The 12743-nt window shown below is 36.3% G+C and carries 15 protein-coding genes; 3 read left to right on the top strand and 12 right to left on the bottom strand.

The features are described 5' to 3' along the window. From C0Q33_RS03770 to C0Q33_RS03720, 11 genes are all read right to left on the bottom strand, one after another. The gene (locus C0Q33_RS03770; RefSeq protein ID WP_101477261.1) at nucleotides 1-633 is read right to left on the bottom strand and encodes an EMC3/TMCO1 family protein; all 633 of its coding nucleotides are present in this window, start codon (nucleotides 631-633) and stop codon (nucleotides 1-3) included. Next, nucleotides 623-1222: an adenylate kinase gene (locus C0Q33_RS03765; protein WP_320416816.1), complete on the bottom strand. Its 600-nt coding sequence runs from the start codon at nucleotides 1220-1222 to the stop codon at nucleotides 623-625. The genes C0Q33_RS03770 and C0Q33_RS03765 overlap by 11 nt, the downstream gene beginning before the upstream one ends. Continuing rightward, a complete protein-coding gene (gene secY / locus C0Q33_RS03760) occupies nucleotides 1200-2639 on the bottom strand; it encodes a preprotein translocase subunit SecY (RefSeq protein ID WP_101477259.1) in 1440 nt (479 codons plus the stop codon). The genes C0Q33_RS03765 and secY overlap by 23 nt, the downstream gene beginning before the upstream one ends. Beyond that, nucleotides 2636-3058, bottom strand: coding sequence for an uL15 family ribosomal protein (locus tag C0Q33_RS03755; RefSeq protein WP_101477258.1), 423 nt, complete (start codon nucleotides 3056-3058; stop codon nucleotides 2636-2638). The genes secY and C0Q33_RS03755 overlap by 4 nt, the downstream gene beginning before the upstream one ends. A 1-nt stretch (nucleotide 3059) precedes the next feature. After that, complete coding sequence (locus tag C0Q33_RS03750; RefSeq protein ID WP_101477603.1) at nucleotides 3060-3527, bottom strand: 50S ribosomal protein L30; 468 nt, start codon at nucleotides 3525-3527, stop codon at nucleotides 3060-3062. Between the two features lie 8 nt (nucleotides 3528-3535). Further along, nucleotides 3536-4171: a 30S ribosomal protein S5 gene (locus tag C0Q33_RS03745; protein ID WP_101477257.1), complete on the bottom strand. Its 636-nt coding sequence runs from the start codon at nucleotides 4169-4171 to the stop codon at nucleotides 3536-3538. Further along, nucleotides 4168-4656 carry a 50S ribosomal protein L18 gene (locus C0Q33_RS03740; RefSeq protein ID WP_101477256.1) on the bottom strand — a complete coding sequence of 163 codons (489 nt, stop codon included), beginning with the start codon at nucleotides 4654-4656 and terminating at the stop codon, nucleotides 4168-4170. The genes C0Q33_RS03745 and C0Q33_RS03740 overlap by 4 nt, the downstream gene beginning before the upstream one ends. A 49-nt stretch (nucleotides 4657-4705) precedes the next feature. Next, on the bottom strand, nucleotides 4706-5620 hold the full coding sequence (argF, locus tag C0Q33_RS03735; RefSeq protein ID WP_101477602.1) for an ornithine carbamoyltransferase: 915 nt from the start codon (nucleotides 5618-5620) through the stop codon (nucleotides 4706-4708). 340 nt (nucleotides 5621-5960) lie between these two features. Then, nucleotides 5961-6965 carry a signal recognition particle-docking protein FtsY gene (gene ftsY / locus C0Q33_RS03730; RefSeq protein WP_245867305.1) on the bottom strand — a complete coding sequence of 335 codons (1005 nt, stop codon included), beginning with the start codon at nucleotides 6963-6965 and terminating at the stop codon, nucleotides 5961-5963. An 11-nt stretch (nucleotides 6966-6976) separates the two neighbouring features. After that, the gene (gene pfdA, locus C0Q33_RS03725; protein WP_101477255.1) at nucleotides 6977-7399 is read right to left on the bottom strand and encodes a prefoldin subunit alpha; all 423 of its coding nucleotides are present in this window, start codon (nucleotides 7397-7399) and stop codon (nucleotides 6977-6979) included. Nucleotides 7400-7469: 70 nt separating this feature from the next. Then, nucleotides 7470-8093, bottom strand: a complete 624-nt coding sequence (locus C0Q33_RS03720) for a superoxide dismutase (protein WP_101477254.1) — start codon at nucleotides 8091-8093, stop codon at nucleotides 7470-7472. Between the two features lie 76 nt (nucleotides 8094-8169). On the opposite strand from C0Q33_RS03720, the gene C0Q33_RS03715 reads away from it, so the two are divergent. Next, nucleotides 8170-10200 carry a S8 family serine peptidase gene (locus tag C0Q33_RS03715; protein ID WP_101477253.1) on the top strand — a complete coding sequence of 677 codons (2031 nt, stop codon included), beginning with the start codon at nucleotides 8170-8172 and terminating at the stop codon, nucleotides 10198-10200. 2 nt (nucleotides 10201-10202) lie between these two features. On the opposite strand, the gene pckA is transcribed toward C0Q33_RS03715, so the two are convergent. Then, the gene (gene pckA, locus C0Q33_RS03710; protein WP_101477252.1) at nucleotides 10203-11807 is read right to left on the bottom strand and encodes a phosphoenolpyruvate carboxykinase (ATP); all 1605 of its coding nucleotides are present in this window, start codon (nucleotides 11805-11807) and stop codon (nucleotides 10203-10205) included. A gap of 101 nt (nucleotides 11808-11908) precedes the next feature. Between pckA and C0Q33_RS03705 the strand changes: the two genes are divergently transcribed. Continuing rightward, the gene (locus C0Q33_RS03705; RefSeq protein ID WP_101477601.1) at nucleotides 11909-12310 is read left to right on the top strand and encodes a 50S ribosomal protein L32e; all 402 of its coding nucleotides are present in this window, start codon (nucleotides 11909-11911) and stop codon (nucleotides 12308-12310) included. Further along, nucleotides 12294-12743, top strand: a complete 450-nt coding sequence (locus tag C0Q33_RS03700) for a 50S ribosomal protein L19e (RefSeq protein WP_101477251.1) — start codon at nucleotides 12294-12296, stop codon at nucleotides 12741-12743. Before C0Q33_RS03705 ends, C0Q33_RS03700 begins: the two co-directional genes overlap by 17 nt.

Below are 12743 nucleotides of genomic sequence, written 5' to 3'. Positions count from 1 at the left end.
TTAGCTTGTATCCATTGTAGTTTTTGTAACTCTCATTATGATACCACTAAAGGAGGCAGACGATAAGAAGTACCACGCCCAGAAATACAAGTCGTTTACATGATGACATATGTTGGGATTACCAGGAAGTTGAGACGCTGCCACTTTTGCGGCAGTACAAGTTAATTCAAAAAATCCTCCAGGTATGATGTTTAACGATATTGGTGCAATGGCCACTGTATAGGAAAATAGTGGAGGAAGTACAAAATAGAACACAAGAATCAATGGAAGAAAAGTAATCATCATTGGTCTCATATTCATTTGCATAACTTCCATATTCATCTTGTTCATGTATGCAGATTTCTTGTTAAGCTCATCAGTTTTTTCTTGATCTTTTGATTTGAATGCAGCCATTCTTTCCTTTTGCCAAGCTCTAGTTTCTTTGAGTAATCTTTTCAATTTATCTTGGTCAACCATCTTTCGTTTTATCATAGCATTAAGCAGATTAAGACCAATAGAAATACACATTATTCCTAAAGCAGCTGGGATCATTCCCTTTACTAACGGATTTGCGCTTCCCATAGGACCCCTGTTCAGACCTGGTATCTGTAGTGCTATCGTATTTATGAAATCAAAGAATATGCTATGTTCCATTGTTAAACCCCATTGCACTTAGGATACCTTTTGCCGCTTCATCAACCTTACCTTCTGTATTAAGAACCATCTTAATTGGCGAACCACAAAGTATTGAACAGGTAGACAGCATTGCACTTGTAACATCAAGTTCTTTTTTTATTGTATCAATTGATACTATATCTCTAGTTCTAGTAGTATCTGTCATTCTACGATTATAGATCTCTTCAGGTCTTGCAGTAATCATAATAAAACTATCAGGATTGAGTATCTCTAAAACATTATGTGGAAGTCCAGGATAGAATCCTTCCTGTGTAGAAATGAACGCATGTGTATCTACAATCACTACATCGTCAGCGATTGAAGCTATTGTTCTTGCTGCCATAGATTGTAATTCTCTTTGCTCTTTAACTGAAAGTTTTCTTAGATCATCTCTATTCTGAACTCCTTTCTTTTTAGCTTCATCAAACATCACGGTTCCAAAAATTGAGACGCTCACTTTTACTTTTTTCTCTTTTAATAATTCCACTACACGTGATACAACGGTAGTCTTTCCAACGCCTGGAATTCCTACAATTATTATTCGATTACTTTCTGCCAAGTAATGCACCCAGTGAAGGCATTACTTCTTCGACTCTTTCTCGAACAAGTAAATTGTAATAGTTAATTAGAATATCAACTGTCAACAACATTCCTGTCCCTGATCCAAATGTTCCTAGCACATCAGAAGTACCAGCTAACAATCCAAGTATGATAGAACCGATTATAGTAACAGATGGAATGTATTTTTGAAGTAGATTTTCTACTGGTTGATTTGAACGTCTGAAACCTGGAATTTGTACGTCAGCATCAAGTAGGTTTTTGGCTGCGCTTTTTGCAGAAAGACCTCCAAGCTCAATCCATAATCTACCAAATAAAACTACGATTCCCACCATAAATAAAATATACAAAACAGCTCTCATTGGATCTAATGCAACAATATCCAAACCACGTGGTGCTGTAACATAGTACAATATACCACCTGTTGGAGTGGATGGCGATGTAGGATCAAACATTCCTAAGAAATTCAGGAATGGATTTGCATTTCGTGGATTAAAGTTGGCCCACATGATTTGGCCCATAAACACTGCGTTAGCAGTAAGAGCAGAAGCCAAAATTACTGGAATGTTTGAGACGTACATTAACTTGATTGGATATACAGCTGAGAATCCTCTATATTTTGTGGATACGATTGGTATTTCTATCTTGATTCCCTGAGTATAGACAAGAATCAGCAAGACTCCAGCTGTTATTAATAAACCAAATATGCCAGGCAATTGGTTAGACCGGAAGAATAGATTAGTAAAATCATGATGAATCGCGCCATGTATGATATTTGCAAATACACCTACTGGACCTCCATCTCCTGCAGGAACTGGACTGAATATACTCCAAATTACTTGTTGAGCTACACCTGCAGCAATAAACAAACTAATTCCACTTCCAAGTCCCCATCCTTTTTGTACTAATTCATCCATCAGCATGATTATCACAGATGCGCCGATTAACTGTCCAATCAGAATGAATATAGCTTCATGGTTTGGCATCCTGGGTCCATAAACTGCCATACCATACAGTGATGACTCGGCAATGATTACTATGTAAGTGACAATCTTGGTAGCTGTTTGATATAGTTCTCTATCTTCTGGTTTCTTAAAATCAAGATGGAATATCTCAGAACCTTTTAGAAGTTGCATTAAGAGTCCAGCAGTAACAATAGGTCCAATTCCAAGTTCTATCAAGGTACCTTGTTGTGAAGCAAAAATTACTCTAGCAAATGCAAGAAAATCAAATGATGGTGTTGATGCTCCATAAAGAGGAGTTTGTCCCATAATCATGTAAATAAATAATACTATTCCACACCACATCAAACGTACTTGCAATGGGATTTTCTTTTTTGGCTTTGGTACTTGTGGAATGTAGACTTCAGCTTTTGAAATAATAGTTTTTAAAAAACCGCCAGAGGCTTTACCTTCTTCTGCTGTCACGCTACTGCTTGCACCTCTCCACCAGATTGTTTTATTTTTTCTTCGGCAGAAGCAGAGAATTTTTCCACCTTAACAACATAAGCATTCTTAGTCTGTCCTCCTCCTAACAGCTTATCATAGCCTAGTTCAGTAAGGTCTATCAGTTTCTTGCCGCCTTCCTGTTTTCCAAATTTTGCAAAGATATCATCTAGATCTCTCACACTAGCCCATTTACGAACTAGATTTGGATGTGGTGGATGAGTGGAATCATGACCAAAATGTTTTGGATCAGTTAATAGCATTCTTATGAAATGATGTTTATGCAAACCTGATTGGCCAAGTCCTCCCTTATGGCCACTTGCTCTGTGTTGACCAATCTGTCCCCAACCACAGTGTCTACTTCCTCTGTATTTTCTTGTCTTTCTCAATCTTGTTGGCATTTTACATCATTAACCTCACTTGTGCTAAGAGTTCTTTGTGACTACCAAGGACTCCCCCTTCTCCATACATCTTTTTGGTATTTCGTTTGAATCCATGTTTTGGTGGCGATAAAGCAAACCATGGTTTAAGTGGTTTTAATTTAGATAGTGTAGCAGTTCCCTCGGCAAGTGATTTTGCAAGCTCATCAGTATTTTTGAATCCTAATTTTGTCATGTCTTCTGGAGTAATTTTTTTATAACCACCCTTACGTGCCTTTTTCTCCAATAGCTCTTTGGTGGTTTGTACATCGATTTCCTGCCATGAGACGTAATGTTTAATCTTGTCAAGCATACCTTTTGTGTTATCTTTTTCTGGAATTATCGTGGCACGGAATCTTTTGTCTAAGTTTAGAAGATCCATTGTTGTATCAGCCCAATAAGGAACATTAACCGTTCCTTTCATTCTGACTATTAAGAAAGCTTTACCCATATCTTCATTCAACCCTGACTAAACGTTTGTCTCAAACAGTCCAAAACAGCTCTTGATGTAGATGTCATTGTGTTTGTTGATCCTGTACTTTTTGTCCAAGCATCCTTCAAACCTGCTAATTTCAAAAGATTTCTAATATTTCCACCCGCTACAAGTCCCAGACCTCTTGGTCCTGGAATAACTTCTATTGTGACACTTCCACCTCGGCCCCTAATTTTGAATGGAACTGAATGTGGTTGTTCACATCTACACTCCCAACTTCCGCAACCAAGTTTTACCGGACTGACATTAAGATAAGCTTGATTTGTTGCTTTTTCAATTGCGATTCTCATTTGTTTTGATTTTCCTTGGCCTATTCCTAACCAACCATTTTCATCACCTGCTGCAACAAGTGCCTTAAATCTTGTATATTCACCGTTGGTTGTTTGTTTTTGAACAATTCCAACATCAATCACTTCTGTTTTAATTCCTGGTAATAATTTTTTAATGATTCCAGCTTCTTGAATTCGATAACCATTTTCATAAATTTCTTTCATCGTAGTAATCTTTTCAGTTGCAACTAGTGTTCCCAGTTTGGTCCTTGGAACCCATACCTGTTCTGGTTCTCTTCTTGGTGGTCTTGATCTTTGTTCTGTTCTACTCATTTGGATTTAACCTCATTATCAATTGCAGATCTTACTTTATCAATCTCATTTGCAACTTTAAGATGCTTACCACTAATCCTCTCTTCGGATGGAAAAGTTTCTGCGTCTGCGGGTACATCTAGTCCAGCATCTATTATTCCTTTCAATGCTGCCGCAATTCTTTGGGTATATTTTCTAGTACCAGTATAAAGTACTGCACTCTTGACTCCACTTGCAAGTGCTTTCTTACCTGCCAGATAACCAGTCAGGTATGCTGCTGGAATACTCTTTCTTGATCCCTTCCAGCCCTTATTGATGAGTGATCTGGAATGAGCTGATGAAAGAACCTTATCACCGGCCATTTCTGGCTTGTGAATTTGTACCAGCGTATTTTCGTTTGATATTTGAACTGTGATAAAGTCTCGTCTACCCATCAAGAGATGTCTTCTCTTTTTGTAGTTGGTCTTCTCGTCCCTAGATCTACGTAATATTTGTGAATATGCCATATGTACTAATTCCTATTTACAAAAAATTTTGGTGAAGCTCTTATAAACGTTAGACTTGGAGTAGTAAAGCCATTAGTGCCTTTTGTGCATGAAGTCTATTTTCTGCTTCATCCCAAATTACGGATTGTGGACCATCAAGTACTTCACTTGTAACCTCCTGACCTCTTTTTGCTGGAAGACAATGCAAGAAAATTGCATCATGATTTGCTTTTTTCATTAAATTTGAGTTTACTTGAAAGTATGGCAGAAAATCTTTTGCTCGATCCGTTGCTTGATGATGAATTGAAACAAAGGTATCAGTTACCACAACATCAGCATTCTTTACCGCCAGTTCCGGATTACCAAGTAACTGAATATCAATGAATTTTTTTGATTCTTTGATTATATTCAGATTTGGTTCATAACCTTTAGGAGTTGCAATGTTAATATCAATAGATACTTTTGCACATCCATAAATCATGGAATTACAAACATTATTTCCATCTCCGATCCACGCAATTTTCAATCCGCTAAGTTTTTTCTTTTTTTCTTTAATTGTCATAAGGTCTGCCAAGATTTGACATGGATGAAATGAGTCAGAGAGTCCATTTATCACAGGCACCGTAGCATTTTTGGCCAATATTTCCACTTCATCATGCGAATACACCCTAGCCATTATCAAATCAACATATCGTGAGAGTGTCTTAGCTGTATCTTCTATTGTCTCACCTCTTTTTAGTTGGAGATCATCTGCAGACAAATTAAGAGCATGTCCACCCATTTGGAACATTCCAGTTTCAAAGCTGACTCTTGTACGAGTGGATGGTTTCTGAAAAATCATTGCAAGTGTTTTATTTTTTAACAGTGGTTTGGAAATTCCTTTTTTAAGATCTTTCTTTAGCTTGATGGCATTTTCTATTATTTCCAATAATTCGTGTTTACTCAGCTCATTTATTGTAAGTAGATCTTTTGTTTTTACTTTCATTTCTTCATCCACCCAAATAACGAGTGCTTCTTCTTAGGCTTTTCATTACCTATTTCTTCAATTTCTTCTTTTGTAGTTTTTAACTCAACTTGTTGTTCTTGTTTTTTTGGTCGTCCCTCAGAAATCCATTTTTTAATATTTGACGCAAGTTTTCTCGCTTGTTCATCGTTTTCAGGAGGAGGTACATCAAAGAGGTTGGAATACTTTTCAATATCTTTTGTTGAAATTCCTGTGAACAGATCTTCTTCTAAAATTTGTTTTTCTTGTTCCTTATCAACAATGATTTCTGTTTTTAGTTCAACTTTAGGTTCTGGTTTTAGTTCAACTTTAGGTTCTGGTTTTAGTTCAACTTTGGTTCTGGTTTTAGTTCAACTTTAGGTTCTGGTTTTAGTTCAACTTTAGGTTCTAGAACTTTTTTCTGTACACTTTCAATAATTTCCGCAGGACCAAAGAGAGTTTCTAAAAATACATCTTTATCAAAAGATTTCAGATCTTTATACTCTTGCCCAATACCTAGGTAAAGAATTGGACTAGATGTCACTTTAACGATGGATATGGCAGCTCCACCACGTGCGTCTGCATCACTTTTTGTAAGTATGGCCCCATCAAATTTTGTATAATTATGAAATTCTCTTGCTTGACTTACAGTGTCATTACCAGCCAACGAATCACCTACAAATAATTTAAGATCAGGGTTTACTACTTTGTTAATTTTAGATATTTGATCCATCAAATTTTTACTAGTTTGCATTCTTCCAGCTGTATCAATTAGTATGCAATCTATTTTATGAGATTTAGAATAAAGTACTGCATCTCGCGCCACTGCAGCTGGATCTGACCCATAGTTTTGAGAGATAACTTTGATGTTCAATCTTTTTCCATGTTCACCTATCTGCTCAATTGCACCTGCTCTGTAAGTATCGGCCGCAGCAATCACAACGGAATATTTGTTTTCTCGTAAAAGATTTGCAATCTTTGCTATTGTAGTAGTTTTTCCGGTTCCATTAATACCCATAAATGAAATAATATACGGTTCTCCCTTATCCTTCTTTTTTTGAATGTTAGACAAAATATCAACAGTTCCCGCTACATCGAACATATTTGAAATACTTTTTCGAAGTTCTTGTTTTACAACTTCAGCTATCTTGTCCTTGTTAACCGTGGCACCGATTAACTGTTTTTTCAAGTCATCTTTTAGCGCATCAATAACTTCTGTTGCAACATCAGATTCCAATAATGCAATCTCAAGTTCAAATAAAACTTCATCAATGTCTTTTTCCTTCAGTTCCTTATCTCCAAAACTTTTAACTGCTACAGAAAATGCATTTCGTAGTTTTTCAAACATAATGTACTGCCTTACTGTGGAGAACTACGATTTGATTGTATAAGTTTGTTCATTTCGTGTTGTCCTTGTTCAAGTTTCATGGAAACTTCTTGTCTTTGTGATGCCAATTGTTGTAGTACCATTTCAAGTTCCTTAATTCTGGATTCCATGTAGTTTATTGCAGATTCTTTGTTTTGTTCTACTGAGGCACCTGCGCCTATATTTACAATCATTTTTTGATCAGGATTTATTTTTGCTTTAACATATACTCCCAAACCCACCGGCACAAGAGTCTCATATTCTGAATTACCTGTTAGTACTTTCATCGATTCAACTGCATTTGTTGCCTCTTGTAAAAGTCTCATCACTGTTTCTTCTCGTTGCAACAAATCATTTAGATAAGATTCCAAGGATTGCATCTGTTGCAATAAGGCTTGAGCATGTTCTTCACTCATTTGCAAAAAATTCTCTTAATGACTATAAATTCATTCTGAAAATATAGAATAAAACAAAAAGAAGAAGAGATTATGCTTTTATCTTTGAAAGTCTTGCGTCTACTTCGTCCCAGTTTATTACATTCCACCAAGCATTTACATAATCCGCACGTCGATTTTGGTATTTTAGATAATAGGCGTGCTCCCAAACATCTAATCCCATCAGTGGGATCAAACCTTTGGTACGTGGACTTGTTTGATTTGGCATTGTAGTAAACTCAACTTTCTTTGTCTGTGGATTGTAGGTTAACCAACCCCAACCACTTCCTTGAATAGCAATTGTATCCTTTACGAATTTTTCTTTGAAACTATCAAAGTTTCCAAACACAGAATTGATAGATTCTTCTAAGCTACCTCCTGGTTTTCCACCACCACTTGGTTTCATATTATTCCAGAATAGAGCATGGTTCTCATAACCTCCTCCATGGAAATTCACTGCACCTCTAACATTTTCTGGAACTTGATTCAAGTTTGAAAGTAACTTGGTTAGTTCCATGTCTTGTAATTCAGTGCTCAGATTTACCAATGCATTATTCAGGCCATCAGTATATGCCTGATGATGTTTTGTGTGATGAATCTCCATTGTTCTGGCGTCAATGTGTGGTTCCAAAGAATCGTACGAATATGGTACTTTTGGAAGTTCATATTTTGCCATAAGAGTTCCAAGTTTTTCTTGCCATTTATGGCTTTGGTTGCAAATGCATTTTATCTGGTCTTAATGCAGACACCATGTGATAGAGAAATCATTAATTTTTTCTCTTGTTTTGGTGTTATGCATTTCATATTTTATTTCATATTCTATTGAAGATGGGCAAAGTCCTCTTTCAAAGAGTATACAGCTGGTCGGCGTTCAGATCCCAAGACAACATGGATTAAATGGTCAAGGAGTCAAGGTGGGCATCATAGATACAGGAATTGATTTTAATCATCCCGATTTACATGGTTATGGTTCTTCAGGAAGAGTTGTAGGAGGATACAATTATGTTGACACAAATGAAGAACCATTAGATACTAACGGTCATGGTACAGAAGTTGCTGGCATAATTGGTGCCAATGGAAATTTTTCTGGAATGGCTCCAAAATCTCAGTTATACTCATACAAGGTATCATCTACAGGAGAAGCTGTTTCCTCAGAATATATCATTCAGGCTATTTCTCAGGCCATAGATGACAAGATGAATGTGATAAACATAAGTCTTGGAGTAAACAGAACTAATGATGGATTAGAGAATGCCGTAGATGAGGCAGTAAAAAAAGGAATTGTGGTGGTGACTGCAGCTGGAAATAATGGTCCAGATAATGAAACAATTGGAAGTCCTGGAAGAGATGTCAATGTGATAACAGTTGGCGCATCATATAACAACATAACATCAAGTCTTGTATCAACTTTTGAGATTGAAAGTAAACAATATGACGCAATACCAATGCTTGGCGTCAGTGCTTTACAAAATCCCATTGAAGGCAAGATAATTTATGGCGGATATGGAAGATTAAAGGATCTTGAAAATATCAATGTCAGAGGAGCCATATTACTTGAGCAAAGAGGCAGCGATACAAAAGGTGAGAAAGTATTTTTTTCAGAAAAAGAGAAAAATGCTGCAGACCGTGGTGCAATTGGACTAATAGTATTCAACAATAAAAGTGGAATTTTTTTTGGTGAGATTATAGGACCTAATTCTACTAGAGATTATCAGCCAAGAATTCCAGTCATTTCAATATCAGGTGAAGATGGACTCAAATTAAAATCAACATTAAGTAATAACACAATAGGCCACTTTGACATATTTTATCACCCAGATTTTGTAGCACCATTTAGTTCACGCGGACCAGTTTCAGTTTTTTATGTAAAGCCTGATCTTGTTGCTCCAGGAGTTTTTGTAAATACTACAACGCTAGGGGGGAAATACAATATAACAAGTGGAACAAGTATAGCTGCACCACATGTTACTGGTGCTGTTGCTATATTATTACAAAAATATCCTAATTTAGATCCACTATCTATAGCATCACTCATAACAACAACAACTGATCCCGTTACAGATGCTTATGGTAGTATACTTCCAATCGAAGTTGCTGGCAGTGGAAGATTAAATGTCACCAGAGCAGAATCTGCAAATCTAATAATTATTCCCCATAGCTTAGCTTTCAATCTATCTTATGATCACCCTAATGAAACTAAGACGTTGAAGTTACGTTCAATTAATGATTCATTCATTCCAAAACTAAAAGTTCGATTTTCATCTACCGAATCAAGTCTTGCTTTCAATTATGATGTAATCAATAATACAATAACTGCTCAAATTACAGATAATACAAAAAAGATAGGCAATTACGATGGATTCATAACAGTTGATGATTCAAAAACTTTGTATCGAATTCCGGTTCTTATTCATTTAACAATGGGAACATTAAACGTAAATCAAAATAATGGACAGATAAATTTTTCAATAGATTATCCTGAAAAATGGTCATATGCGAAGATTTCTTTAATCAGATCTGATTCACATGATGTAAAAACAACCGCAATCACTCCGGACAATAATAGAACTTTAACTGTTCACAGTACAGGCGAATATTGGATCCAAGCTGACATCAAGGTAGGAAATAAAACTGATCATGCCTATCAAACATTAATGGTAAATCAGGTTACAGAAAATATTGATTTTGAAGATATTCTACACATTCACATTAAACAAGTAATGATTATTTCCTCAATTCTAATTATTACAGTCATAGTTGGGTTAGCAGTAAGACGTAGATAGAATCAGGTATGCGGTCCAGCATTTTGTATTTCGGAAGAAACATTACCGAATTTTTTGAAGTTATCTACAAACATTTGGGCTAGTTTTTTTGCAGATGTATCATAAGCATCTTTATCAGACCAAGTATTCCTTGGATTCAATACATCAGATGGAACATCTGGACATGTAGTTGGAACATCCAAATTGAAGACCGGATCGTGTCTATAATTTACCTTATCCAACTCCCCTGAGAGCGCAGCAGTAACCATACTTCTAGTATAATGAATGTTCATTCTTTTTCCAATTCCATAGGGTCCACCTGACCAACCAGTATTTATCAAATAAACTACTGTCTTGTGTTTTGTAATTTTTTCACCTAGTAATTTTGCATAAACTGATGCATGTCTGGACATGAAAGGAGCACCAAAACATTCTGAAAAGGTTGCTTTTGGTTCAGTAATTCCTCTTTCAGTACCTGCAAGTTTACTTGTATACCCAGACATAAAATGATACATGGCTCCTTCTTTTGTCAGTCTAGCTATAGGCGGCAATACACCAAATGCATCAGCAGTGAGAAATACTATGACTTGTGGATTTCCTCCAAGACTTGGTATTACTGCACCTGGGATGTAATCAAGAGGATAAGCTGCTCTGGTATTTTCCGTAATACTTCCATCATGGAAATTTGGCATCATAGTGTTTTTGTCAATCACGACATTTTCTAGAACTGCACCAGATCTTATTGCATCCCAGATTTGTGGTTCAGCTTCTTTGTTGAGATTTATACACTTTGCATAGCATCCACCTTCAAAATTAAAAACTCCTCTATCTGACCATCCATGTTCATCATCACCTATTAGATTACGATTTGAATCTGCTGATAGTGTAGTTTTTCCTGTACCTGAAAGACCAAAGAACAAAGCCGTATCACCATTCTTTCCAATGTTAGCAGAGCAATGCATTGGAAAGACATCGCGTGATGGCAAAATGTAATTCATTACTGAAAACATAGCTTTCTTTATTTCTCCAGCATATGATGTAGCTCCAATTAAAACAACTTTTTTTGTATAATTAAGAAGAATGAATGCATCATTTCTGGTACCATCTATTTCAGGCATTGCCTTGAAATCATTTAATGCGATAATTGTATACTCTGGCTTATGTGCTTCAAGCTCTGAAACAGTCGGTCTAATGAAGAGTTGTCGTATAAAAAGACTCTGCCACGGATGATCAGTTATGATTCGAATTGCCAATCTATGTTCTGGGTCTGCTCCTACAAATCCATCAAAGATGAAAATATCTTTGCCATCGATGTATTTTTTTATCTTTTCAAATATTTTATCGAATTTATCTTCTGGAAAGGGGTGATTAATTTTACCCCAATCAATAGTATTGTGGGTTTGTTCATCATCTACTATAAAACGATCATCTGGAGACCTTCCCGTATATTTGCCAGTTTTTACTGCTATAGCCCCATTTGCAGTAAGAATTCCTTCATTCCTTTCTTCAATTAAATCAATCAAGGTCTTGACTGGCAAATTTCGTTGTATCTTTGAAGGCCTAATTCCCATTTGCTCCAATTGAGATACAACATGACGCGTGATCGTAGGTTCCAAATCCTCTATCATCGGGTAAGACGATTCCTTATGAAATTCCTTATTATCTCTTCGGATCATAAATGATGAAACAAGAAACGTATTTATTGTAAAATTTAGTCAGAGTCGTGTACATGCCGATCAATAAAGAAGCTCTTGAACTTAGGAAGAAGGTAGCTGAGCATAGGCCAGCCTTTGTCAGACAAGAGAGCTGGAGATATTCAAAACTTGCAGAGACATGGAGAAAGCCCAAAGGCATGGATAATCATCAGAGAAAACAGAAGAAAGGATGGCCAGCTTTAGTACGAATAGGATATGGCGGACCAAAAATAGCAAGAGGATTACATCCTTCAGGATTTACGGATAATTTAGTTTACAACTTAAAAGACTTGGAGAGACTTGATCCAAAGAAAGATGGAGTTAGATTTGCTCATGGAGTAGGAAAAAAGAAAAGAACGGAAATAATTACAAAAGCAATAGAGAAGAACTTCAAAGTATTCAACGCGAGAGTGTCAGCGAGTGGTAGTAAATCTTAAATCAAAAAGGCGACTCGTCTCCAGAATTCTTGGAGTAGGAGCTGGCAGAGTACGATTTGATCCAGAATATCTAGATGATGTAACAGATGCAATTACTCGTGACAATATTAGAAGTCTGATAACTGCAGGAACAATCCAAATAAAATCAATTGTAGGAACTTCAAAAGGAAGAGCACATTTCAAGAAATCTCAAAGACGCAAACGTGGAACTAAACAAGGTTCCAAGAAGGGAAGAAAAGGATCAAGAGTAGGAAAGAAAGAAGTGTATGTCAAGAGAATAAGAGCAATGAGACACCAACTAAAAGTTTCAAAATCAAGAAAAGAAATAACAAATCCAAGCTATTGGAAACTTTACAAACAAGTCGGTGGAAATCAAGTAAGAAACTTGGCTCACCTTCGTAGCCTAATAGAAGAAGTTCGTACCAAGAAATAG

It is taken from the genome of Candidatus Nitrosotalea bavarica (assembly GCF_900167955.1).
Classification (GTDB): domain Archaea; phylum Thermoproteota; class Nitrososphaeria; order Nitrososphaerales; family Nitrosopumilaceae; genus Nitrosotalea; species Nitrosotalea bavarica.
This window is presented reverse-complemented; position numbering and strand designations above follow the sequence as displayed.

Coding starts and splice junctions, on each gene's coding strand:
- C0Q33_RS03770 (WP_101477261.1), bottom strand. CDS start 633: ATGGAACATAGCATATTCTTTGATTTCATAAATACGATAGCACTACAG.
- C0Q33_RS03755 (WP_101477258.1), bottom strand. CDS start 3,058: ATGCCAACAAGATTGAGAAAGACAAGAAAATACAGAGGAAGTAGACAC.
- C0Q33_RS03750 (WP_101477603.1), bottom strand. CDS start 3,527: ATGGGTAAAGCTTTCTTAATAGTCAGAATGAAAGGAACGGTTAATGTT.
- C0Q33_RS03745 (WP_101477257.1), bottom strand. CDS start 4,171: ATGAGTAGAACAGAACAAAGATCAAGACCACCAAGAAGAGAACCAGAA.
- C0Q33_RS03740 (WP_101477256.1), bottom strand. CDS start 4,656: ATGGCATATTCACAAATATTACGTAGATCTAGGGACGAGAAGACCAAC.
- argF (WP_101477602.1), bottom strand. CDS start 5,620: ATGAAAGTAAAAACAAAAGATCTACTTACAATAAATGAGCTGAGTAAA.
- ftsY (WP_245867305.1), bottom strand. CDS start 6,965: ATGTTTGAAAAACTACGAAATGCATTTTCTGTAGCAGTTAAAAGTTTT.
- pfdA (WP_101477255.1), bottom strand. CDS start 7,399: ATGAGTGAAGAACATGCTCAAGCCTTATTGCAACAGATGCAATCCTTG.
- C0Q33_RS03720 (WP_101477254.1), bottom strand. CDS start 8,093: ATGGCAAAATATGAACTTCCAAAAGTACCATATTCGTACGATTCTTTG.
- pckA (WP_101477252.1), bottom strand. CDS start 11,807: ATGATAGAGGATTTGGAACCTACGATCACGCGTCATGTTGTATCTCAA.
- C0Q33_RS03705 (WP_101477601.1), top strand. CDS start 11,909: ATGCCGATCAATAAAGAAGCTCTTGAACTTAGGAAGAAGGTAGCTGAG.